We start from the raw sequence: 24,752 nt of genomic DNA, 5'->3' as shown, positions 1-24,752 counted from the left end.
AAACTTAACACTGTTAATAATGAGAACAATATTAATAATCGCCCAAAAATGCAGTTGGATTCTCCTCATTTTCCTGGGTATTGGAGCAACAGCCCAAACCAGTGTGCTTGATCAGTATATCGATACTGCCTTCAGCCGGAATATTGTGTTGCGACAAAAGAACATTTCGCTGGAAAAAGCCGGTTATGCATTACAGATAGCGAAAGGATTTTACTATCCTACAGTTGCTTTCCAGGCAGGTTATCAAACCGCCGATGGTGGGCGCGACATTCAGCTGCCTATCGGTGATATGCTGAACGGTGTATATAACACGCTTAATGAGCTGACACAATCCAACAAATTTCCTCAGCTGAAAAATGAAAGCATCAACTTCCTTCCAGCAAATTTTTATGATGCGAAAATCCGCACCACGGTACCCATCTTCAATGCCGATATATCATACAATAAAAAAATCACAGAGCAGCAGGTGATCATCAGTGCCTATGAAATCGATATCTATAAACGCGAGCTGGTGAAAAATATCAAGACAGCCTATTTCAATTATCTCGCCGCGCTGCACGCCATCGACATTTACAAAGCATCACTGGAACTGGCGGAAGAAGGAAAACGTGTGAATGAAAAATTACTCGCCAACGGAAAAGGTTTGCATGCCTATGTGATCCGCGCAGAAGGCGAAGTGGAACAGATGAAATCGCAGATCACCAATGCAGAGCAGATGGCTTTTAATGCAAAAAGCTGGTTCAACCTGTTGCTGAATAAACCGCAGGACAGTTTTGTCGACACCGGGTATAACGTAGAAAACGATGTAGCGGGCATTGCAGGACTGCTGACCTCTGAAGAAAAAAGCGCAGGTCGTGAAGAACTGAAAGCGCTGAAGCAGGTAGTGACAGTCAATGAAACCGTTTTGCAGATGAACAAAGCGGTGTACTATCCCAAACTAAACGGATTTGTTGATCTCGGTTCGCAGTCACAGAACTGGAAATTCAATTCGCAATCGCGTTATTACATGCTCGGCCTGCAGATGGACGTCCCCATATTTGCAGGTAACCGTAACCGTAATAAGATCAGGCAATCATCTCTTGATGTGAAAAACGCGGAGCTCAACCTCGAGCAGACTTCACAGCAGTTTGACCTGAATGTGTCTACTGCCAGAAATAATCTCAAATCTGCCTGGCACACATTTCATTCATCAGAAAAACAACTCGAGGCGGCAGAAACCTATCAGCGACTGATCGAACGTGGCTACAGGGAAGGCGTGAATACCTATATCGAAACCGTTGATGCACGTAGTCAGCTGATCCGCGCGAAACTCGCAGTCACGATCAACCGAAACAGATTGCTATCATCTGCCGCCATTCTGGAACGCGAAGCCGCCACCTATAATTTAACCGCTACTAAATAAAGTCTTATGCGCTATTTAACTGCTATCATCATGTACAGTCTTTTCATCATCGGCTGTAAAACCAAAGCCGAGTTTGAAACCATTAATGAAGATCTGATCCCGGTCACTACCATTTCCCTGCAACAGGATACCGTGTTCCAGGAGATCAATACCTCCGGTCAGTTCACTACGGATGAAGAATCCAATCTTTCCTTCAAAAGCGGTGGGATCATCAGCCGGGTATTTGTACAGGAAGGCGATGCAATCCGCAAGGGACAATTACTCGCCACACTCAATCTTACCGAACTGAATGCGTTAGCTGAACAGGCGAACCTTGCTTACCAGAAGGCCAAACGCGATTATGAACGTGCGGGTAACCTTTACCGTGATAGCGTGGCGACGCTGGAGCAAATGCAGAATGCAAAAACTGCAATGGACCTCGCACGTCAGCAATATACTTCTGCGGGATTCAATCAGCAGTATGCAGAGATCAGGGCTGTACGTAACGGATTTGTGTTACGAAAATTTCTGAACGAAGGACAGTATGCTGCTGCTGGCACGCCGGTATTACAGACCAATGGCGCGGCTGAAAAAGGATGGATACTAAAAACAGGAGTGAGTGATCGCCAATGGGCCGCACTGAAACCTGGTGATGCGGCTGTAATCACTACCGACGCATTGCCCGGAACTTCTATCAAAGGTACTATCTGGAAAAAATCAGAGGGGATCGATCCGGTGAGCGGCACATTCAATATTCAGATTAAATTATCAGAATCTCCAAAATCAGGCATCGCTTCAGGATTGTTTGGAAAAGCAGTGATCAGACCTGCGCAAAAGACGCTCGCATGGAGCATTCCTTATGATGCATTGCTCGATGGCAGCTCTGACAGCGGATTTGTATTCGCTACCAACGATAACAAAACCGTGCAGAAAGTGAAAGTAGGTATCGGATCAATTGAGAAAGATTATGTCACCATCAACAGCGGTCTTGAAAATGTGAAAGCAGTGATCGTTTCCGGTAGTGCTTACCTGAATGAAGGTTCACAGATCAGGATTGCCAATCGCTGATGATCTGTTGTTCCTATTGAAACAAATTTTCTCTTCTGCTTTTCAAACGCATTCAAATTTATTGAAATGAAAATCTCCGAATACGCCATCAAAAATTACCAGTTCACGCTCATCATGGTTTTGATGGTCATAGCCCTGGGTGTTTCCACTATTCTCAATATGCCGCGTTCAGAGGACCCGGCGCTGGAGTCTCCCGGATTTCCCGTAGTGGTTGTATATCCTGGTACCAGTCCGAAAGATATGGAAGAGCTGGTGGTGAAACCGCTGGAGCAAAAATTTTATGGACTCGATAATATCAAGCGGATCAAAACCAATGTGCATGATGGTCTCGCAGTGTTACTGGTGGAATATAAATACGACAGCGATGTGGACGATAAATACCAGGAACTCGTGAGAGAAACCAACGCTCTTCGTCCTCAGTTGCCGCAGGACATTCATAGCATCGAAGTACAGAAAATTGACCCCTCGAATGTAAATATTCTGCAGATTTCGTTGGTGTCAGAAAATGCATCCCGGGATAAAATGAAAAAAGCTGCAGAGGATTTGCAGGATGTGCTGGAGAAAGTACCGGCTCTTAAGAACGTGGAGATCCAGGGATTGCCGGAGCAAATCATCCGGGTTGATCTTCAGCCCGATAAAGCTGCGAATTTACGTTTGCCCGTGAGTGTTATCGCCGGTGCATTACAAAGTGAGATCGCAAATATCCCCGGAGGAAATATCAGTGAAGGAAATAAATCCTTCAATGTAAAAACCAATGGCAATTATCAGAATATCGATGAAATCAGGAATACCATTGTGTACAGCGCGGAAGGTAAAAATGTTTTCCTGAAAGATGTCGCCAATGTATATTTCGATTTTACCCAGGAGAAACATATCACACGATTGAATGGACATCGCACCATATTTGTGATCGCAGCCATGAAAAACGGTGAGAACATTTCCAATATTCAGAAACAATACCTTCCTGAAATTCAAAAATTCAAAAAAACACTGCCTTCGAATATTGATCTCGTTTTGAATTTTGATCAGGCGGATAATGTGAATCGGCGGTTGTCCGGGCTGGGGAAAGATTTCCTTATTGCGATCGCACTCGTGATGCTGACCTTACTGCCGCTGGGTACGCGCGCTTCCATTGTGGTTATGATCTCCATACCGCTGTCATTGGCGATCGGTGTGATGTTGGTCAATCTCTTCGGATATAGTTTGAACCAGTTGAGCATCGTTGGATTTGTGGTAGCACTCGGTTTGCTGGTGGATGATAGCATTGTGGTAGTGGAAAATATCGAGCGTTGGATGCGCGAGGGTCATTCCCGGATGGAAGCTACTTTAAAAGCGACCAACCAGATCGGAAAAGCCGTATTGGGTTGTACTGCCACGTTGATTATTGCATTCCTGCCGATAGCATTCCTGCCGGAATCATCAGGTGATTTTATTCGTAGCCTGCCCGTTGCCGTTATGTCGACCGTTTTTGCATCGATGATAGTAGCATTGACTGTGGTGCCTTTTCTTTCAAGTATAATATTGAAGCCGCATGCGAATGCAGAGGGAAATATCTTTCTTCGCGGTTTGCAGAAAATAATTCATGGAAGTTATTCGAAGTTGCTCGATAAAGCGTTGCATTATCCGGTAGTGACAGTGATTGTTGCTGGAGTGATTTTTATCGCTTCTCTGCAACTCATACCAGTCATTGGCTTCAGTCTTTTTCCATCTTCGGAAAAGCCACAGTTTTTGATTGATATTTCAACTCCTTTGCAATCCAATATTTATTATAGTGATACCATCACCCGACAGATTGAATGCGATCTGAAGCAGGTGCCCGAAGTTCAGTACTATGCATCCAATACCGGAAAGGGAAATCCACGCATTTATTACAATGTGAATCAACAGAACGAACGTTCAGATTTTGCGCAGATTTTTGTTCAGCTCAAACCTGAAACCAATCCGAAACGCAAACTGGAAGTGATCGAAATGCTGCGTCAGAAATGGACGCCTTATCCCGGCGCAAAAGTGGAAGTGCGGAATTTTGAGCAGGGACAACCCATGATTTCTCCTGTGGAAGTTCGTATCATGGGTGATAACCTCGACAGTCTGCGGAATATTGCATCAAGGGTGGAACAATTGCTGAAATCGACTGACGGAACTCTGTATGTAAACAATCCTGTGAAAAATCTGAAATCAGATATCCGGGTTAATATCAATAAAGAAAAAGCACAATCGCTGGGTGTTCCTACAATAAATATCGGAAGAGCTGTTCGCATGGCGGTGGCTGGTATGCCCATAGGCACTTTCACGAATCCGGATGCTGACGGTGACGACTATACGATTATGCTTACTACTCCCGGCGCTTCTTATCCGGGCCTGGAAATATTCAATAACCTTTTTGTGAACAGCAACCAGGGTAAGGCTGTTCCGCTTGCACAGTTGGCAGAAATGCGTTTGGAAACTTCGCCGCTCAGCATTAATCATTTTAACAAGGTCAGAACGGTATCTGTCACTTCGTTTGTTCGTAAAGGCTATCTGAACGATAAAATAAACAACGCGGTGATTGAAAAGATGGATAAGATGAATTTACCTGCAGGGTATAATTATGAAATGGGTGGTGAGCTGGAAGGCCGGAATCAGTCCTTCGCTGGTTTCGGAAGTATTGTGATGATGACTGCATTCCTGTTTATCGCGGTATTGGTACTTCAATTCAAAACTTTTAAAAGCACATTGATCGTTTTGTCGGTTATTCCTTTGGGCATTGTGGGTGCGGTGCTGGCTTTACTGGTCACAGGAAATTCGATGTCGTTTGTAGCGACCATCGGTATCGTAGCTCTTGCGGGAATTGAAGTTAAGAATACGATATTGCTGGTGGATTTCACGAATCAGTTGCGGGCGGAGGGTATGGGGTTAATCGAAGCTATTGAGAAAGCTGGCGAAGCTAGGTTCCTGCCGATTATCCTGACGACATTTACCGCTATCGGCGGGTTGATGCCAATCGCATTATCAAGTAATCCGTTGGTGTCACCATTGGCGATAGTGATGATCGGCGGACTGATTAGTTCGACATTATTGTCGAGGGTAGTTACGCCGGTGATTTATAAACTGATGCCTCCGAAGATTGCGGCTGCATGACAACCTGGGAGGTCTAAGACCTGCCAGGTTTAAAGACCTCGCAGGTCTCAGACCTGCGAGGTTTCAGGTAGCAAGGTTGTATCAAAATTGGTAGAAATCAGCCTTGGTTCAGCGGTTATCGGTAAGTATTCTTTCATTTTATGCGAACCTTAAATATTTGTATACTCCCCCGCAATTTCCACCCCCAACCTGGGAGGTTTAAGACCTCTCAGGTTTAAAAACCTTCCAGGTTTGAAATACCTACCAGGTCTAAAACCTGCAAGGTGTTAGGTCGCAACTCATTCTATGAAAAGACACCCAAGCACTTTTCAGCCTGATAATCCCAAATAATCCTGCAATCGTTTTCTAAATTATTTCCGGGAAAATCAAGCGGCAACCCTAATTCGTGCGACTTTTCCGGTACGAATTTTTTATAGCAATTTTCCCATCACGGAAAGTAAACAGGTCACAGCCGGTGACTTCCACTTTGACACCGTCCGCCCGGGTTCCGGTGAAAGTCCATTCAGAAAATCCCCGGTCACCAGCAATAAAATGTTGCGGGTTATTCCAGCGCGCATCTTTGAAAGTTTCAAACACTTTTTCAAATGCCATCTTTACTGCATATTGGCCGGAGAATTTTTCACCGTCGGTATCGGGGCCGGCTGAAGCCTGGAAAATACAATCTTCAGTCATGTGCGCCATGATTGCCTTTGAGTCATGCGCATTGAAGGCATCAGCAAAGGACTGAAGAAATGATTCTGTGATCATTTTTTTAGGCTGAGATTTTAACATTAAAGGTGATAAAATTACAAGTGTTATTAGCAGATTTTTCATGTCAGAAAAATTTGGTGAGTTTTTAGGAGGTCTTCGACCTACTTGGTTGGAGCATAAGACCTCGAAAGTAAAACCTTCGAGGTTTAAGACCTAGAAGGTTTTTTAAACCTGGCAGGTTTTATAAACCTAGGAGGTTTAAGACCTCCCAGGTTGGGGCATAAGACCTCGAAAGTAAAACCTTCGAGGTTTAAGACCTAGAAGGTTTTTTAAACCTGGCAGGTTTTATAAACCTAGGAGGTCTAAGACCTCCCAGGTTGGGGTAAAAGACCTCGATTTAAAACCTTCGAGGTTTAAGACCTAGAAGGTTTTTTAAACCTGGCAGGTTTTATAAACCTGGGAGGTTTATAAACCTGGGAGGTCTAAGACCTCCCAGGTTGTCATTTCCCTTTCAACGTCACCACACTATTCGCCTTCACCACAAATGCTTTTCCTGATTCTATATCATCATCTTCCTTACAATTATCCGTTGCTGAACTGGTAATTTTTTTTAAGGACGCGGGTAAACCGGCACCGGATAATTGCACTGCCTTACTTGCCTCCGTATCATTTATCAAAACGATCGTAGTCGATTGATCTGAAGGATCGGTAAAAGCAAGTGTGTAAAGTTTTTCCGTTTCGGAAATATCAGCTTTTATCCGAACCGCACCCGGACGAACATATTTGTAGAAATTCTTCGATACAAAATATCTTTTGCTTTTTTCACCAGCGCTGCTCATCAAACAATATTCATCCAGTTTCGATGTACTCAAGGACCAATACAACCACGCAGAACTATTGCCGAACTTGATCGCGGTGTACATGGCCTTTGCGAGTGCCATCGCACCACTCCAGTCGTTTTTGTATCCGGAAGTTTCAGTCATCCACAAGGGCTTCCCATATTTCGCGCCCCAGCTGTACATAGTTTGCCAGGTTTGTGCTTCAGGACTGTTGGCGGTGTATCCATCGAGCTCATAACCATGTACTGCAATGATATCTGCATATCCTCTCGCTTCATCATCATTCAATGTCGGTTGTATCATTCCAGACACTCCATCGAGATAACCAATGTCTTCAGGGAGGAATAGTTTTGTGCTGATGTTTTCTTTTTTAAATCTTCTTCCTACCACTTTCAACAAATCACGCAGTGCATTTCCATTGTAGACAGTAGAGGCATAGTATTGCGAGAAGCGAGGTTCATTCTGAATACTCAGTGCATATACATCAATGCCCGTTTCCTGTTTGATGATTCGGATATAAGCAACACACATCTCTGCAAATTCTTCATACATATCTACCCGCAGTTGATTGTCAGCGGCGGTCGGACTTGGATTATAGTTCGGTGCCGAATTCTGCGTTGTACCGTTATTAATCTTTCCGTTCGTTTTCATCCAGGCCGGTCCGCTCCACACGGAAGCAACCATCTTATTCAAACCTGCCGCTTGCATATCTTTTAAATACTGAAGATGATCAGCTAGTTTTCCATCATTGCCCGGACTCGAAGCGTTGATATTGTATTTCGTAAGATCAGTTACATTGGGATCATCATTGTCATTAACGATCTCAAAATTGGTAGGAATATCATCTCTCAGAATCGTCAGACCAAGATCATTGATCAGATCGTTTACAAATGCCGCACTCGTAAACGGACCACTGCTCCAATACACATCTTTTGCTCCAAAACCACCAAAACCATCCATGGTCTGGTACTTTGTATTCTTATCAATGGAGATTTCTACGGCCCTTGTATTTACCTGTACACTGACTTCAACAGGACTGTTAACTTTGTCACTAACGGATAATTTCACCTGATATATGTCCGCCAACGGATAACTGAATGTTTCATCGGGCCCACCTTTTTTCGTCGTGCCTTCGCCGAAATTCCAATTGTACTCCAGCGGATCACTATCTGCGTCGCTGGCCGTTGCCGTGAACCGGTAAGTTACCGGTGAAGCGCTTGTCATTTCTGCGGTCAGGCTTACCTGTGGTTTCGTATTGGTTTTGTTTTCAGCGGATGATTTATTGCAGGAAACCAACATGATGAGAAGGCAGCATATCATTACATCATATTTTATATTTTCAATCATATCATTTGATGATTTAAAAAAGACCCCCGAAGGAGGTCTTTGATCTTAACCGAACTCTAACTGGTATGAAAACGTTCGACGATAAAACGTTACACGTTAAACGTGCAACCTTAATAACCTGCGTTCTGTCGCATATTTGGATTTACGTCTAATTCGGAATTGGGTATTGGCATCAGCAAATGTTTACTGGCATCAAAAGCCATCGGCACATTAGAATTGAAGAAAGCATTATTGAGTGTAATGATTCCCTGCAGATGCCATCTTCTTAAGTCAAACCAACGCTGACCCTCACCCGCTAATTCCCTGAATCTTTCATCCATGATCCATTGCATGATTTTAGCTTTATCGGATTCTGATGTACTGAAATCTGAAGGAACAGCGCCACCCGCACGGGCTCTTGCTCTTACCTGGTTGATCAATCCAATAGCCTCTGAAGTTGATCCTCCTGATTGCAAAATTGCTTCAGCCTTCAGCAATAACACATCAGCATAACGAAGTAGTCTCGGATTATTCGCGCTTGCTACACCAGATTGCGTATACTTATCCCTTACCACATATTTGTTGATCGTACGATCTGCAGTAGCCAGGGTAACAGGAATTCTTGGATCGCCGGCATCGAATGCACTTACCAGTTTCGGAGTTGCAAACCAGCGCGACTGTCCGAACAACGCGTAGTTGTTATTGTAGTATCCCCAGAAAATCGACATAGATCCAATCGCATTGTCAAAATCATTTGACAACCATACATTATCAAAAGCGAATGGCTGAGACGCCTGGAATTCAAAGAGTGATTCAGCATTATTTTCTGTATCGAAAGCAAAATTGTCTTCGAAAACAGGAACTAATGTAAGGCCGCTGAGTTTGGCAAACGCAGCAAGTGCTTCCGTATAATCAGCCGTTGTTTTTGTTGCCGATGCCCTGAACACAAGTGATTTCCCCACCATTCCATTCGCAGAATTTGCTGTTGCTCTTCCGCGATCTGCATCACCCCATGCCTGCGGAAGAAGCGTCGCCGCTTCTTTAAAATCGGCAATTGCCTGGTCCAGTAACTCGGTACCTGACGTCGGGGAAGGAGTAAATTGATCGGCAGACGTTACGCGTTCATTCCTGAGCGGTGCTGTGCCATAATAATTCCAGAGATGGTAGTAGGCAAGCCCGCGGAGAAACAACGCTTCACCTTTATGATAACTTTTCAGATTCGGTGTTGTATAAATTCCATCTTTTACCTCAGCTATTTTCTCAAGAACCACATTCGCACGCGCGATCTGCACGTATAAATTCTGGTACATATAACTGACACTGCCATTGCTCGGTTGTATCGGACCGAAAACCTCAAATGGCTCTGAGGACGCATTAGTTGTGATGTCATCTCCTTCGAGAAACCACATCGGTACCAAAGAACTACCAGCATTGTACCAGTAAAAATCACTCAGTTTGGAATATATGCCATAAACTGCTTTTGAAAAATCAGATTCCTGAGCGAAGAAATTGGCTTCTGTCGGACCGTGCGGAAGCAAATCAAGTTTATCCGGGTTGCAGCTCAGCGATAGCATCAACGCCACCACTACAGAAACACAGGACATTTTTAAATTAAGAAGCTTCATACAAATTATATTGAATTGATTTTCGTAATTAGAGACCAAGCGTTATACCAACGAGCAATTGTCTTGTAGGAGGTATTCCGCTGACTTCAGGATCGAGGCCGGTGTATTTTGTAATAGTGAAAAGATTTACACCACTCAGATAGATTCTCAGGTTGCTCGCAAATCTCATCCTTGTTAATACGTCCTGTGGAACACGATATCCAATCTGCACATTTTTCAATCTCAGGTAACCGGCCTGTTCTACATAGCGTGATGAAGTGCGGTTGAACTGCGCGGGATCACCGTAAATAGCACGCGGCATTTCGTTGGAGGGGTTGGTTGGAGTCCATCTTCCTAGAACAGTCGCCCACTGATTGGCAGCGCTGCTCATGGCTTCGAGCCCGGATCTTTCAAAATTGTATTTCTGCACATCGCCTACACCCTGGAAGAAAATACTCAGGTCAAAACCTTTCCAGTCAGCTCCGATATTCAATCCATAATAGTAGCCGGGAATTGTTTTGCCGAGATATGTTCTGTCATTTGAATTGATCAAACTATCAGGTGCCAGACTATACCGGTCTTTTGATCCCGGTGCAGGATTGCCATATACATCCTGGAAATAAAGATCACCTAACTGGTACTGGTAGCCGCCAATATTTCCATCGCCTTTTGGATGTGCCGCTTTCCACGCATCAATTTCTGCCTGCGACTGAAATATTCCTCCGGTTTTGTATCCCCACAGATAGAACATGGAATAACCTTCTTCAATCCTTCCGAATTCACCACCGATCGGTGTTCCTTCATTCAGTTTCTCGACGCGATTTTTTACTGTTGTAAGATTACCTGTTACATTGAAATTCACCTGGCCGAAGTGTGTATTATACCCGACTACCAGTTCAATACCCTTATTACTTACACTCGCCACGTTGAGATCAGCAGATAATTCAATACCCGTGTTTGGCGGAAGCGCAACAGATTGAATGATATCATACGTTTTTTTGCTGTAGTACTCCGCAGTTAAAGTGATTGCCCTGTTGAAAAGTATCGCGTCGAATCCGATACTGGTTGTCTGTACTTTTTCCCAGGTGAGAGTTGTATTTGCAAAATTCGGTAACCTCGCTCCCTGGTTCTGATTACCAAAAGGATTTCCATTGCCAGAGCCAAATGGATAATCAGGAGTTAGACCAACGTTTGATAAAAACTGGTATGGGCTTGCTGATTGATAATTGCCAAGCCGTCCCCATCCACCGCGGATTTTCAAATCATTGATAAAACTTGTTTTTGGAAAAAAGTCTTCTTCACTGATACGCCATGCAGCTGCAAAGGATGGAAATGTTTCCCATTTATTTCCCGGTGCTAGTCTCGAAGAGCCATCCCTGCGTACTGTGGCATCTAAATAATATTTATCACGGTACTTATAACTGATCCTACCGAGATAGCCAATCAAAGCATCTTCCTGGATGATATTCTGAAATCCTTGTGTATATGGAGGCTGGTTAGTAATCTGGCGATATTGCGGATCGGTATAGTTAACATTTCCGCTCAGATCCGTGGCACTCCATTTTGAAAACTGATCAGAAGCACTGAGGATTACATCGATGCTGTGATCATCATGAAATGTTCGATTGTAGTTGACCGTTAGCTCCTTGTTAATGTTGGAAGTTTTTCCCTCACGTTCGCCATATCTTCCTTTGGCATTACCGTCAGTACCTGCATAAGGATTGCCTGGGGTCTGTGAAAATCTCCAGGAATCAAAATCATTCCAGCTTTTCCTGAGGTTATTGTACTTCTGGCCACCGACGGATGCTTTGATTTTTAAACCGGTAATGGGTTCCACCTGCACATAGATATTTCCCAACAGATTGGTGAGATTATAATTGTTCGTCATCAATTTCTGGAAACCAAAAACATTAAATCTTGTCTGTGTTCCCCATAGCAATCGGGGATCGCCTGGTGCAAAAAGGTAAGGCGCGCCCGGATCCAGTTTGGTAGGGTCATAATCGGGGTTAGGAATAAATGAACCTGCGGCGGCAGGAGCATATCCTGTTACATCATTCGGATCATAAAATGGCTGAAATGGAATCGTGGCCATCATCGTATTGAGATCTGCCTGTGTATTGTCCAATGCATTCTGCTGAACCAAACGGATATTCATACCTGCAGAAAGAAACTTTGTGATGTTTGCATCAACATTGGAGGCAAAAGAGTAGCGCTCCATGTAGTTTGCCTTCAACGGACTTTCTGTTTTGTTATACCCGGCAGAGAAAAAGTAAGTTGTGTTTTCACCACCGCCGGAAACTTTTGCGTTATAGTCCTGTATTGATGCATTCTTGTTACGCAATTCTTTATCCCAGTTATAGGTTGGTCCATTGCCAACATAAGAAGGATTTGTTTTATCGTAAAGCGGGCCGAACTTCTGTGCGAATGTGGTATTTGCATCCGGATTGGCAGCATAAGCTTCTTCAAGTAATGAGAAGTACTGCTGAGTGTTCAGTGTTGATATTTTTTTCGGAATATCCTGCACGCCATACAGCGCATTCAATTCAATTTTTGCACGACCTGATCTTCCTTTTTTCGTAGTGATGAGGATCACACCATTGGATGCACGAACCCCATAAATTGCGGCAGCAGACGCATCTTTCAGCACACTGATGGATTCGATATCCGCAGGATTAATCATAGAGAAAATATTCAGCGGGGAACGAATATCTCCGACTGCGCCGGAAGTAACTCCTGCTCCACCTTCAAAAATGGGCACCCCATCAATTACATAGAGCGGTTCGCTGAAACCGAAAGTATTTACACCACGGATACGCACAACCGGCCTTGCACCTGGTGCGCCTCCGCCGCTTTCGATAAATACACCGGCAGCTCTTCCCTGCAATGCCATTTCCGGGGTCATGGCTGTGCTTTTCTCAATATCTTTTGCTCCAACAGTGCTGATGGCACCGGTCACATCTTTTTTCCGGCGTGTACCATAACCCACCACTACCACTTCGTCCACTTTGGAGTCTTTCAGATGCATGTTTACCCGTAGCGGCGCGGATCCTGCAACCTTCACTTCTATGTCTTCATAACCGACATAGGAAATGATGAGCGCTGTAACGGTCTCCGGTACATCCAGCGTGAAATTTCCACTTTCTGAAGTTGTCGTTACAATGTTCGTATTACCTTTCGCGCGGACTGTTGCCCCTGCAAGTGGTTTCCCCGATTCATCGGTCACCGTTCCGCTCACGGGAGCTGTTTGTACTTCCCGTTCTGCTAAAGGAGTCGCGGTAACGGCCAGCTCTTCTTTCGGTTTTACGACGATCGTCATACCGATAATGCTGTAAGTCAACGGTTGTTCCCTGAAGCAGGCGTCGAGCACTTCGGCAACGGAAGCATTCTTTAGTTTGATGCTTACAGTCTTCGCCTGTTGCAGCCATTTGTTGTCATAGAAAAAAACGTATTCAGACTGTTTCTCAATAGCCTTAAATACCCTGTTTAACGGGGCGTTTTTTTCTGAAATGGAAATTTGCGAGAATCCTTCAGCACTTACATGCATGAAGCCGAAGAACATCAGAACGATCATAATTTTCATGACACGCAATGTTTGCCTGTCTATCCTTTTCCAGGAGAAGGCAGGGCGTATTTCAGTAATTGGTTCTTGAGTAAAAACCGCATTACAAAATGCCTCAAAATGCATAAATTTGATTGTTTTGGTTAACGATAAAAAACCTTCCAGGTATAATAAGCGTGGACCTAAAACATATTCCAGAAGTGTTGCACCACTTCTGGTTTTTTTTAAGCCTGCCCGAACGAAATTTTTATGGTGTTACTATAATTTTCCTTCCTTCAACTCTGAAATGCACTTTTGACTCCTGTAAAATTTTTAATACCTCTTTTACATTGCTGTTGCGGCTGATCTTTCCGACAAATTCTCTCTTCGGGATTTTCCCTTCGTACTCGATGCTCACATCATACCATCTTTCGATCTGGCGCATCACCGTTTGCAGATCGGCTTTGTTAAAAGAGAAGAAGCCATTTTTCCACGCGACGACTTCATCCACGTCAACATCATCCACCAGTTTGAAATCCTCAGGGCCAGCGGCCTGAGCCTGTTGTCCGGGTTTTAATACTTGGCTGTGATTACCATTTGAAAGCTGTACACTGCCCTGCAAAAGCGTAGTGTTGACCGAGCTTTCATCAGTGTATGCATTGACGTTAAAATGCGTACCAAGAACTTTTATATTCAAGTCATTTACCTGGACGATGAATGGTTTTAATGGATCATGCGCAATTTCGAAGTAGGCTTCACCAGTTATATTCACATGCCTTTCTTCATCAGTAAAGACAGTCGGGTACCTGATGGAAGAAGATGAATTCAACCATACCTGGCTACCGTCAGGAAGTGTCAGTTTATATTGCCCACCCCTGGGTGTCGATAGTGTGTTGTATTGAGTAACGTCTGCAATTTCTCCGGATGATTTGTACACCAGTTCGCCGCCGGCAGTTTTATACACCTGCACATTTCCCTGCTGTGCCACAGCGCCGTTTTTCGCGTCATCAAGTGAGATGGTTGCGCCATTGCCAAGTGTCAGCGTAGCTTTATTGCCTCCGGGTAAAATTTCTGCTGCCAATGATTTTGAAACAGCTGGTTTATCTTTTTCGCCGTTCTTTTCAGAAAAAATGGTGTATAAAAAATATCCTGAAGCAACAAGAAGGATAATCGCAGCGGCACTCCGATAAACTTTTCGCCAGATAATTAACCTCAACTGGTTTTGCCTGGTCGATTCGGTTTGCGCAAGTTCAAACTGATCCAAAGCGCGTTCTATTTGCATTACGACGCTTGCATCTACTTCTTCGGGTGTAATATTTTTTGAAAGAATGATCGCCTCATATTCCTCCGCATAAAATTTAACCTCATCTGCCGATGCTGTCTTCAACCAGTTGATGAATTCCTGATGTTCAGCAGGGCTGTGCATCCCTGCAGCATATTTTTCCAGAAAATCAGAAATCTCGTAAGGGGTCATACAATCGTCTTACAACTGATGACGATTGAGCCGTCCGATTTCACCCCTTGGTTTAAAATTTTTTTTTTGGCGGCAGAATTAAAGAAAAGTCAACGCGAAAATGACCGACATGGAAATTTCGCCATGCTCGAAAAGATATTTTCGTACGAAATGGGAAGCGCTGTACAATTGCTTTTGAACTACCGAACGCGAGATTTTCAGTTGATTTGCAATTTCATCCTGGGACAATCCATTTTCAGTATTGAGTCTGAAGATCAATTTTCTCTTAGGTGGAAGTTTATCGATGGCTTGCTGTACAACAAGGTAGTATTCACGATAAACACAGTCATCGCCGGTTGTATTTGCGAAGCTTTCTCTTGACCGACGGATTTCCGACAAAACACGATGCCGGGTCTGCATGCTCCGGACTTTGTCGATGATTTTATTTTTGGCGATTTGTGTGAGATAGCTTGATGCTAAATCGATTTCTCTTAGTTTTTCCCGGTTCTCCCAGATCTTGATAAATATGTCCTGCAGAATTTCTTCTGTGTCTTCTTTCGATTTTGTGAATAAAAAAATATAACGGTAAAGCTTATTGAGATGGGAAGTGTAAAAGGTTGTGAAGGCAACACGGTCGCCCTCAGCAATCCTTTGTAAAAGGACTTTGCTTTCTTCATATCCAGCAATCGGCATAACGGTTAAGCTTCGCAGTTCAGTGAAATGCACAGGTTAAGAATGTGTTTTCACCGAAGATTATGGGTTAAAGTATCTATTTTCCAAAATTCTGCTGTCCTGCTGCATCTGCCTCAATAAAAAGACCACTGTATTCACAGGGATGTTGCAGCAAACCTTTTGCCAGCCGACCTCGAAGTAAAACCTGGCAGGTCTTAAGACCTCGCAGGTTTTTAAGACCTGCCAGGTCTTTTAAACCTGGCAGGTGTTTGTAGTAATCGTACTACAACCTGTCATGTTTATGCCGCGCACATATCCCGGAATTTCTGTTTCAGCCAAATTCCATAAGTTAGTTGAATTGTTCCGCCGGTACTAAAACCCCATTCCGCTTATATTATTAGGATGCGAAAAAGAATATTAAGATTATCACCTAAACATTTTGGATCTGCAAGGGTGCAACTTACATTTTTGGTACTATTGAGCTTAAGCTTTGCCAATTGTAAAACGGATCTGAAACGATTTACCAGGATTGCTTCCAGTCATTCCGGTCTGACTTTCCAGAATACAGTCATAGAAAACGATTCGATTAATCCATTGGATCTCGAATTTCTGTACAACGGCGGAGGTGTAGCAGTAGGGGATTTTAATAATGACTCTTTGCCGGATCTCTATTTTACAGCAAGTATGGTTCCCAACAAACTGTATCTCAATAAAGACAAGTTCCGGTTTGATGATGTTACAGATATTTCTAAAACAACTGGTGAAGGTCGCTGGGCCAATGGTGCATCGGTAGTTGATATCAATAATGATGGCTGGCTGGATATCTATGTAAGTACCACCATCAAAAAAAATCCCAACGAAAGAAAAAACCTCTTGTATATCAACCAGGGATTGAATGAAAACAAAATTCCGGTGTTTAAAGAAATGGCTGAAGAGTACGGACTTGCAGATACCAGCTGGAGTGTACAGGCATCATTTTTTGATTATGATAATGATGGTGATCTTGATATGTATCTTATGACAACCAAACTTGCAAGACGGGCGGCGGTTGATTTTAGTGGAAATAAGATCGATCCTGATCTTTCGGATATTGATAAACTGTTCCGCAATGATCCGAATGAATCCCTGGGTCATCCTGTATTTACCGATGTTTCCAAAGAAGCAGGAATTATTCATGCAGGATTTGGATTAGGTCTTTCAGTTGCTGATATTAATCTTGATGGCTGGAAAGATATTTATGTCGCGAATGATTTTTTCGGCAGTGATCTGTTGTACATCAACAATAAAAAAGGAGGATTTACAAACGAAATAAAAAGTTATCTGAAACATACTTCGCAAAATGCGATGGGTAATGATATCGCAGATATCAATAATGATGGTCTTGCAGATATTTTTTCTGTTGATATGAATCCGGAAGATAATTTTAGGAAGAAGAAAAATCTGAACGGTAGCAATTACTATATCTATCAAAAACAAATTTATGAAGACCTGATGTTGCAGTATGTGCGCAATACATTTCAGCTGAACATGGGTCCGGCGAAAATAAATGACAGCGTTACACATCCGGTGTTCGGCGATATTTCATTTTATACTGGTACTGCGGAAACAGACTGGAGTTGGAGTGTTCTAATGGTCGACGGTGACAATGATGGTTACCGAGATATTTTTATCACGAATGGTTATCCGAAAGATGTCACTGATCATGATTTCGCTTCATTCAGATATAAAAGTGAAAGATATATTGCTAAACAGGATATCATCAGTGAAATACCGCAGATCAAAATTCCAAACTATGTTTTTCATAACAAAGGCGATCTGCAGTTTGAAAATACGACCGTTAACTGGGGAATGAATGAATCGATATTTTCAAACGGTGCAGCCGCTGTTGACCTGGATAATGATGGTGATCTTGATTATGTAGTTAATAATATCAACGACGAAGTTTTACTTTATAAAAACACAACGAGAAATGGAGAAGATACAGCAGGTTCAAATTTTTTGTTTGTACAGTTTAAAGGCGATGCTGCAAATAGAAACGGAATCGGGGCGATCGCTTCAATTTATTATAATGGTGGCCAGCAACAGGTATATGAAAATTCACCGGTTCGGGGCTACTTATCTTCTGCTGATCCAAAGGCTTTTTTTGGGCTTGGTCAAAATGTAAAAGTGGATTCTCTCGTCATCATCTGGCCCGGCGATCAGAAGCAGGTAATGAAGAACGTCAGTACAAATCAGAGGATCATTGCCGATATTAAAAATGCGGATCGGGTTCATACATGGAACCATACAAACACAAAGCCGCCGCTTTTTGAAGATTACGCAGCAGCATCGGATTTACATTTTCGTCACCAGGAAAGAGATTATATCGATTTCGATAAAGAAAAACTCATTCCTCACAAACTATCAGAATATGGGCCGCAGCTGGCTGTGGCAGATATTGATGGTGATGGATTGGAAGATTTCTATGTTGGAGGTTCGGGCGATTATGCAGGTAAATTTTTTCTTCAAAAATCAGATGGAAAATTTATTCAGAAAGAATTACCTGCATGGGTGGGGAAAGATGCAAGACGTCCGGAAAACACAGGCGTTCTTTTTTTTGATGCAGACAATGATGGCGATCCCGATCTGTATTGTGCAAGTGGAAGCAACGAGTATCCTGCAAATACGAAAAACTACCAGGATCAGTTTTTTATCAATGATGGCAATGGCACTTTTGTTTTTGATACCAGCAATGCATTTCCTCAGAACTACACAAGTAAAAGTTGTGTAAGAGCAGCCGATTACGACAATGACGGTGATCTCGATTTGTTCCTTGGTGGCAGATGTTTGCCTGGCAAATATCCTTATCCGGTGAGCTCTTTTATTTATCGGAATGATTCTGAAAAAGGAAACATAAAATTTACTAATGTCACTGATGAGATTGCGCCGGTATTGAAAAGTATCGGTATGGTTTGCGATGCAATCTGGACAGATTTTAATAATGATAAAGTTGTCGATCTTGTAATTGTTGGAGAAGGAATGCCAGTCACTTTTCTGAAAAATTCAGGTGGGAATTTTACCAACAATCCAAAGCTATCTGGAGTTGAATCCTCGATCGGTGCCTGGAACAGTATCGTTGCAGGTGATTTTAATGGCGACGGATTGATGGATTATGTTGCCGGAAACCTGGGATTGAATTCATTCTATCGTGCGCCGGTTAGTATTTATGCAAAGGATTTTGATGGCAATGGAGACACTGAATCGATAGTCACGGTTTTTCTGAAAGATAAAGATGGAGTAAAGAGGGAATTCCCTGCATTTAATCGCGACGATATTGTTTCACAACTTCCCGGCTTGAAAAAGAAAATTCTTACATACAAGGAATTTGGAAATGCTGATATCAATACCATTTTCGGTAAAGAGAAATTGGCTGATGCGTTGAAAATTACGATGACAAATTTTGCTTCCTGCCTGCTATTGAACAAGGGCGATGGCAGATTTGAAATAACTCCGCTTCCGCAGCAGGCACAGTTTTCACCGGTTTTCGGAATGGTCGCCGATGATTTTGATGGCGACGGACGTATAGATATCGCATTGAACGGAAATGATTTCGGAAACGAAGTAACCAATGGACGATATGATGCATTCAACGGGCTGATTTTAAAGGGCAATGGTAAAGGTGGATTCAGGGCGATGTTGATTTCAGAATCTGGCTTTTATATTCCCGGAAATGGGAAGGCTCTTGTGAAATTGAAAGGGTCTGGCAACTCTTATATGCTGGTAGGCTCGGAAAACCGGGGAATGCTTCGGGTTTTTCGGAAGAATTAACGTAGCCACGAACCTCACCGGGTTCTAAGATTTCGAATAAAAACCTGGCAGGTTTAAGACCTTGAAGGTCTTTAGGCCCGGCAGGTTTTATAAACCTGGGAGGTCTTAGACCTCCTAGGTTGGCATTTTAACAAAATGAATGTCCCTCAAAATAATTCAACCTCAGTTTCAGGCTTTCTCAAATGCAGATACCTAAAAAAGGCAGAAGGTTTCTTGTACTCCCTTCATCTTTAAAACAATACATATGATAACTCTAAGACCTCAGAAGTAATACCTGGCAGGTCTTAGACCTTGAAGGTCTTTTAAACCTGGCAGGTTTTATAAACCTGGGAGGTCTAAAACCTCCCAGGTTGTCAACTTTTTATAGCTGCTATCCGTTCAGATAGTACCTTCCGGAATTATATCCTTGGGAAACCATCGTCAACTCTTGCTTAAGCCCGATTATGTACTATATCCTTTATTCTCTTTTTTTCCTGGTCTCGCTTCTTCCCATGCGTGTGCTGTACTTTTTTGCTGACCTGATGTTCCTGATCGTATACCATGCGATTGGTTACAGAAGAAAGGTTGTGATGCAAAATCTTCGCCGAGCATTTCCTGACAAATCTGAAACGGAACTTCACCGCATCGAAAAGCAATTCTATCACAACATGATTGACTCCTTTGTGGAGACTTTCAAATTGATTACTGCTTCACGTAATTTCCTGCAGAAAAGAGTTACAGCCAATTGGGATATCTTAAAAAGCCTGCATGAGTCCGGTAGAAATTGCCAGGTACATCTTGGCCATACATTCAATTGGGAATGGGGGCAACATGTTCTTCAGATGAATACGGGTTACCAGGTGCTGGTGGTATACAGTCCGTTAAGCAGTAAATCATTTGAAAGACTTATGCTTAAAATAAGAACCAGGTTCGGAAGCAAGTTTATTCGCGGTACTGATATGAAATCATCTATCGTGCAATACAATAATGTTCAATACCTCCTGGGTCTCGTTGCAGATCAAAGTCCTGCCAACCCGGCCAATGCTTATTGGCTGAACTTTCTGAATCAACCAACCGCATTTGTACCAGGTCCCGAAAAAGGAGCGCGCAACAATAATTTGCCCGTTGTTTATGCATCTGTTTATAAAAAGCGCCGAGGATATTATCACGCAGAACTTTCTGTTATCTCTGAAGAACCCACCCAGCTGAAAGAAGGAGAACTTACGAGAAGATATGCTGAACTCCTGGAACAGAATATCAGAAGTCATCCTGAGAACTGGCTTTGGAGTCACCGGCGCTGGAAGCTGGCGTATAAACCAGAATATTTGTCCCAATGGATCGGACAAGACGCTCCTCCGGTAATAACCGAAGAAAAGTCACAAACGATGAAAGTGGCCAGGTAATAAACCGCAACTCATAATCAAAAAAGAAGTCCTTTTTGTCAATGTACCTTTCCTGAATCTATAAAATTTTTAACTGAGATTTGAACTCAGTGATTGTTTCGCCTTGTTAAACTGAAATTTAATTCAGTCAGGTGAAAAAACGGTTGATACTTTTGAACTGCATTTCAACCTTTATATCCCACTCTGTAAAAGCTTCGTTACGCCGGCCTGTTTGTGCACTGTCAAACTTCAAACCATGGCTTCAAAAACAAAATCCAAAGGCGGTCTTACAGTGAAAGCATATTCCGGTGATGCAATGACAATGCTTTGTTTTGATCTTCAGAAAGCAAAAACAACGGACTGCGTGGGATTTACTATCAGGGTAGAGACGCCTTCCGGCAGGAAGTTTTTTCTGCTGAACAGATTGTCGTTTGATAAGAAATTAACCACTGATTCAGATCTTGAAGACAGAGAAGAAGCAAGTACACCGACAGACAAAGCACCCATACAAAAATTCCGTTGGCTCCATGTTCCTGGTTCTTCTTTCGACGGTAAAGAAGAAATGGGTGAGTATACATATACAATCACTCCAAGATATTGGAAGAATGACGCATTGCTTGCACCCGATGTTGATTTGTCTGTTATCATTTCCATCCAGGTGCAGCCATTTAAAAAGGGAAAATTCGCACTGGGTTTTACACGCGGCTTCATGATTTCACAGGCATATGCCCGGAGATTTGGCAATGATTCTGAAATTGAACCAAAGGATCGTGAATTGCTTTTTGATGTCAATGAGAAAAGCGGGGTATATCCTGATGATCTTCCGGTGGTGGGAGGAAAACCATTTACTTACAAAGCTCAGTACGAATGGATGGGATGGCAGGCAAAAGACAGGTTGCTTGAAGTACTGGATGAAGTGATCGATAATAATAAAATTACAGTTGATGTATTTGCTTATGATCTGGATGAGCCGCAGATCTGCAATCGCTTTCTGACACTGGCGAAAAAAGGACGCATCAGGATTATTCTGGACAATTCTTCCGGACATAAATCAACTGCAGATGAAGATAGCATGGAGGATTTATTTGAGCAGGAATTTGAATCGGTGAGGACAGGAGCCGCTACACTAATTCGTTGCAAATTCGGACGACAGGCACATCAGAAAACTTTTATACTGAAGAAAAGTAAGAAACCTTTTAAGGTGGTGACAGGGTCAACAAATCTTGCCGTGAACGGGTTGTACATCAATGCGAATCATGTAATCGTCATCGAAAACAAAAAAGTTGCGGATCTGTATCAGAAAGTTTTTGATCTGAGCTTTGACCATTTTTCAAAAACACCTGTTCCGGAAATTACAGAACTGAAAAAGAACCAGGAATTCAAAAAGCAATTCAATTTTAGGGAAGCTGGTTTGCCGGCAATGAAAATTAGTTTCGCACCGCACACGGAAACCGATGCAAACACAGTTATGAATGATCTGAATGATGCGCTGTTGAATGCGAAAGACTCCATTTTATTTGCTGTGATGGCTATGGATTCAGATATCAGCGGACCGGTGATCCCGACATTAAGAGAAATGCATAAGAATGATGCTATATTCAGTTATGGTGTTACTGATAAATATGATGGCGTTGTGGTTTTCAAACCAGATTCAAAAAGAGGAAAGATGGTTTCAACTCAGAAGCTGCAAAGAAATCTTCCAAAACCATTCAATAAAGAATTGAGTATCGGTTTAAAGCATAAAATTCATCACAAATTTGTGATCATCGATTTCAAAAGTGCAAAAGCAAAAGTCTATTGCGGTTCCTCCAATCTTGCTTTACTCGGTGAACAACAAAATAACGACAACCTGCTTGAAATAAACGATACCGATATCGCAACTGCATTTGCAATCGAAGCGATCCGGCTGGTTGATCATTTTCATTTCCGCGCTTCGATGGTTAATGCTACGAACAGTGATCCGTTGATGTTGAAAAAATCAGATATATGGTTGAAAGATTATTATAAAGAAGGTCATATGAAAAAGATAGAGAGGGAGTATTTTATCGAATGAGGATTGAAACACTGCGTAAACGATATTCTTGATGACGCCATGTATTGCGTGCCTGGACAAACAACCTGTATTAAAGCTGGAAACACAACCCAGGGAATATCCAATTTGTTAAAGAATTTATAAAATCACCTTGCATTTAAGGGAGAAATTCTTCCGCCCAATAAGCCACTGCCTTCTGCCTACTGCCCACAGGCCCTTAACCCGTTTCGTCGCAACATTTACGACGCACACCTCAATATTTTTCTTTGATCATGGTTTTAATCTATTTTTAATTTCCTGAATACAAACAACTATTACCATGAAAAAATTTTTCTATCCTTTAGCGGCTGCATTGTTGCTGACCTTTTCAGCATTTACTGCATTCAAAGCGATCGACTACAAAATCGCAGATGGCTATTCTGTAAAATTCGAAGGTGATCATCCCAAAAAAGATCCCTCTGGTGAATTCAAAGGTCTGACCGGCAAGATCAGTTTCGATCCTGCAAATCTTGCTGCATCCAGTTTAAACGCTTCGATCGAAGTGGCGACCATCAATACAGGAAATGGTATGAAGAATACGCATGCGAAAAGCCCGATGTGGTTTGACGCTGCTCAATATCCGACGATCAGTTTTGTTTCTACTTCAATTACAAAAGGTGATGCTGGTTATATAGCTAATGGTAAACTGACGATGCACGGTGTTACAAAAGATGTTTCTATTCCTTTCACATTTGAAAACAATGTATTTGCAGGAACATTTGAAATCAATCGTCTCGATTACAATGTAAACGTTGCAGAACCAGATCATGGCGCTGCTAAATTCAAAGTTTCTATTTCAGTACCCGTTACTCAATAGTGAATGTTTAAAAAGATTTTCATACATGGCCTTACGGCCGGAGTATTGGCTGCTGTAGCTGGCATTATATATAACAGGATTTATTTCTTCGCTACAGCAGTTGATTATTCCAAAGTGTTGAACACTGTTAGCATTATCGGATTGTCTGTTGCTGCATGCATCGCTGCCTGCTTTATTTTTTATGCGCTTACGAGTTGGTTAAAAACGAAAGGAGAGGTCATATTCAATTTTATTTTTTCGATGGGCTCGTTCGCATGTGTTGCTATTCCTATTTCCATTTCACTTCCCCTTGATGTACAGTTTCCCGAATTATTTCCAGGTCTTGCCGTACCAATGATATTCTTCCCGGTAATTGCGTGGATGACGATAAGACCATTATTTAAGTATGAGTTTGACTACCGGCCTGGTCAAAAGCCGGCGGGAGTGTAAATGTTCGGAGCGATTTCCTTGATACAGTATCCACTGGACGGCCAGGCTGAAAAAATTTTCCAGCGTTTGTAAGGATTGTCAATTTCTTCCGTATCCACAAAAAAACAGGATCATGCGGAAGCTATTCTTCTTCTTATTTTCTACAATCATTTTCAGCTCCGGGTTTACACAACCCAAGGCAGACCAGGCTTATAATCTTTCCGGCAAACAGCTTGCTCTCGAAGGTTATGACCCCGTTAGTTATTTTCTGAAGAACAAAGCAATTAAAGGCCAGTCTTCCATCACTGCCGTTGATAACGGTATTACTTACCAGTTCGAATCGCTATCAAACAAAAATACGTTTCTCACAAATCCCTCCCGGTACGAGCCGCAGTACGGCGGTTGGTGCGCATACGCCATGGGCGCCAGCGGTGAAAAAGTAGAAGTGGACCCGGAAACGTTCAAGATTGTAAACGGAAAACTCTATCTTTTTTACAACAGGTTTTTCAACAATACGCTGAAAAGCTGGAATAAAGATGAATCTGCACTGATGAAAAAAGCAGATATGAACTGGTTAAAATTATATCCTCAACATTAAAA

General features: G+C 42.6%; 15 protein-coding genes. 9 read left to right on the top strand and 6 right to left on the bottom strand.

Annotated elements, in window-relative coordinates:
* Window positions 1–19: 19 nt before the first annotated feature.
* The 3 genes from P2W82_RS16405 to P2W82_RS16395 all read left to right on the top strand — a co-directional run bounded on the left by P2W82_RS16405 (window position 20) and on the right by P2W82_RS16395 (window position 5,566).
* Window positions 20–1,402, top strand: coding sequence for a TolC family protein (locus P2W82_RS16405; protein ID WP_336516996.1), 1,383 nt, complete (start codon window positions 20–22; stop codon window positions 1,400–1,402).
* A gap of 6 nt (window positions 1,403–1,408) precedes the next feature.
* Window positions 1,409–2,449, top strand: a complete 1,041-nt coding sequence (locus P2W82_RS16400) for an efflux RND transporter periplasmic adaptor subunit (RefSeq protein WP_336516995.1) — start codon at window positions 1,409–1,411, stop codon at window positions 2,447–2,449.
* 66 nt (window positions 2,450–2,515) lie between these two features.
* Complete coding sequence (locus tag P2W82_RS16395) at window positions 2,516–5,566, top strand: efflux RND transporter permease subunit (RefSeq protein WP_336516994.1); 3,051 nt, start codon at window positions 2,516–2,518, stop codon at window positions 5,564–5,566.
* A 378-nt stretch (window positions 5,567–5,944) separates the two neighbouring features.
* Here the strand turns inward: P2W82_RS16395 and P2W82_RS16390 are convergent, their stop codons facing one another.
* The 6 genes from P2W82_RS16390 to P2W82_RS16365 all read right to left on the bottom strand — a co-directional run bounded on the left by P2W82_RS16390 (window position 5,945) and on the right by P2W82_RS16365 (window position 15,709).
* Entirely contained in the window at window positions 5,945–6,379 is a 435-nt protein-coding gene (locus P2W82_RS16390; RefSeq protein WP_336516993.1) for a nuclear transport factor 2 family protein, read from the bottom strand.
* A gap of 377 nt (window positions 6,380–6,756) precedes the next feature.
* Entirely contained in the window at window positions 6,757–8,442 is a 1,686-nt protein-coding gene (locus P2W82_RS16385; RefSeq protein WP_336516992.1) for a PKD domain-containing protein, read from the bottom strand.
* A 110-nt stretch (window positions 8,443–8,552) separates the two neighbouring features.
* Window positions 8,553–10,046, bottom strand: coding sequence for a RagB/SusD family nutrient uptake outer membrane protein (locus tag P2W82_RS16380; RefSeq protein ID WP_336516991.1), 1,494 nt, complete (start codon window positions 10,044–10,046; stop codon window positions 8,553–8,555).
* A gap of 28 nt (window positions 10,047–10,074) precedes the next feature.
* Window positions 10,075–13,605, bottom strand: coding sequence for a TonB-dependent receptor (locus tag P2W82_RS16375; protein ID WP_336516990.1), 3,531 nt, complete (start codon window positions 13,603–13,605; stop codon window positions 10,075–10,077).
* Between the two features lie 226 nt (window positions 13,606–13,831).
* On the bottom strand, window positions 13,832–15,037 hold the full coding sequence (locus tag P2W82_RS16370; protein WP_336516989.1) for a FecR family protein: 1,206 nt from the start codon (window positions 15,035–15,037) through the stop codon (window positions 13,832–13,834).
* Between the two features lie 78 nt (window positions 15,038–15,115).
* A complete protein-coding gene (locus tag P2W82_RS16365; RefSeq protein WP_336516988.1) occupies window positions 15,116–15,709 on the bottom strand; it encodes an RNA polymerase sigma factor in 594 nt (197 codons plus the stop codon).
* 381 nt (window positions 15,710–16,090) lie between these two features.
* On the opposite strand from P2W82_RS16365, the gene P2W82_RS16360 reads away from it, so the two are divergent.
* The 6 genes from P2W82_RS16360 (at window position 16,091) to P2W82_RS16335 (ending at window position 24,750) form a co-directional block, all read left to right on the top strand.
* A complete protein-coding gene (locus P2W82_RS16360) occupies window positions 16,091–19,495 on the top strand; it encodes a VCBS repeat-containing protein (protein ID WP_336516987.1) in 3,405 nt (1,134 codons plus the stop codon).
* 443 nt (window positions 19,496–19,938) lie between these two features.
* On the top strand, window positions 19,939–20,877 hold the full coding sequence (locus tag P2W82_RS16355) for a lysophospholipid acyltransferase family protein (protein ID WP_336516986.1): 939 nt from the start codon (window positions 19,939–19,941) through the stop codon (window positions 20,875–20,877).
* Window positions 20,878–21,112: 235 nt separating this feature from the next.
* Window positions 21,113–22,909: a phospholipase D-like domain-containing protein gene (locus P2W82_RS16350; RefSeq protein ID WP_336516985.1), complete on the top strand. Its 1,797-nt coding sequence runs from the start codon at window positions 21,113–21,115 to the stop codon at window positions 22,907–22,909.
* A gap of 298 nt (window positions 22,910–23,207) precedes the next feature.
* On the top strand, window positions 23,208–23,744 hold the full coding sequence (locus P2W82_RS16345) for a YceI family protein (protein WP_336516984.1): 537 nt from the start codon (window positions 23,208–23,210) through the stop codon (window positions 23,742–23,744).
* Window positions 23,745–23,747: 3 nt separating this feature from the next.
* Window positions 23,748–24,173, top strand: coding sequence for a hypothetical protein (locus tag P2W82_RS16340; protein ID WP_336516983.1), 426 nt, complete (start codon window positions 23,748–23,750; stop codon window positions 24,171–24,173).
* 112 nt (window positions 24,174–24,285) lie between these two features.
* The gene (locus P2W82_RS16335) at window positions 24,286–24,750 is read left to right on the top strand and encodes a YHS domain-containing (seleno)protein (RefSeq protein WP_336516982.1); all 465 of its coding nucleotides are present in this window, start codon (window positions 24,286–24,288) and stop codon (window positions 24,748–24,750) included.
* The last annotated feature ends 2 nt before the right edge of the window (window positions 24,751–24,752 follow it).

The organism is Pollutibacter soli (assembly GCA_029269725.1).
Taxonomy (GTDB): Bacteria; Bacteroidota; Bacteroidia; order Chitinophagales; family Chitinophagaceae; genus Pollutibacter; species Pollutibacter soli.
This window is presented reverse-complemented; position numbering and strand designations above follow the sequence as displayed.

Bases quoted from the DNA above. Each gene is read 5' to 3' on its own strand.
- P2W82_RS16405 (WP_336516996.1), top strand. From the start codon at position 20: ATGAGAACAATATTAATAATCGCCCAAAAATGCAGTTGGATTCTCCTC.
- P2W82_RS16400 (WP_336516995.1), top strand. From the start codon at position 1,409: ATGCGCTATTTAACTGCTATCATCATGTACAGTCTTTTCATCATCGGC.
- P2W82_RS16395 (WP_336516994.1), top strand. From the start codon at position 2,516: ATGAAAATCTCCGAATACGCCATCAAAAATTACCAGTTCACGCTCATC.
- P2W82_RS16390 (WP_336516993.1), bottom strand. From the start codon at position 6,379: ATGAAAAATCTGCTAATAACACTTGTAATTTTATCACCTTTAATGTTA.
- P2W82_RS16385 (WP_336516992.1), bottom strand. From the start codon at position 8,442: ATGATTGAAAATATAAAATATGATGTAATGATATGCTGCCTTCTCATC.
- P2W82_RS16380 (WP_336516991.1), bottom strand. From the start codon at position 10,046: ATGAAGCTTCTTAATTTAAAAATGTCCTGTGTTTCTGTAGTGGTGGCG.
- P2W82_RS16375 (WP_336516990.1), bottom strand. From the start codon at position 13,605: ATGAAAATTATGATCGTTCTGATGTTCTTCGGCTTCATGCATGTAAGT.
- P2W82_RS16370 (WP_336516989.1), bottom strand. From the start codon at position 15,037: ATGACCCCTTACGAGATTTCTGATTTTCTGGAAAAATATGCTGCAGGG.
- P2W82_RS16365 (WP_336516988.1), bottom strand. From the start codon at position 15,709: ATGCCGATTGCTGGATATGAAGAAAGCAAAGTCCTTTTACAAAGGATT.
- P2W82_RS16360 (WP_336516987.1), top strand. From the start codon at position 16,091: ATGCGAAAAAGAATATTAAGATTATCACCTAAACATTTTGGATCTGCA.
- P2W82_RS16355 (WP_336516986.1), top strand. From the start codon at position 19,939: ATGTACTATATCCTTTATTCTCTTTTTTTCCTGGTCTCGCTTCTTCCC.
- P2W82_RS16350 (WP_336516985.1), top strand. From the start codon at position 21,113: ATGGCTTCAAAAACAAAATCCAAAGGCGGTCTTACAGTGAAAGCATAT.
- P2W82_RS16345 (WP_336516984.1), top strand. From the start codon at position 23,208: ATGAAAAAATTTTTCTATCCTTTAGCGGCTGCATTGTTGCTGACCTTT.
- P2W82_RS16340 (WP_336516983.1), top strand. From the start codon at position 23,748: ATGTTTAAAAAGATTTTCATACATGGCCTTACGGCCGGAGTATTGGCT.
- P2W82_RS16335 (WP_336516982.1), top strand. From the start codon at position 24,286: ATGCGGAAGCTATTCTTCTTCTTATTTTCTACAATCATTTTCAGCTCC.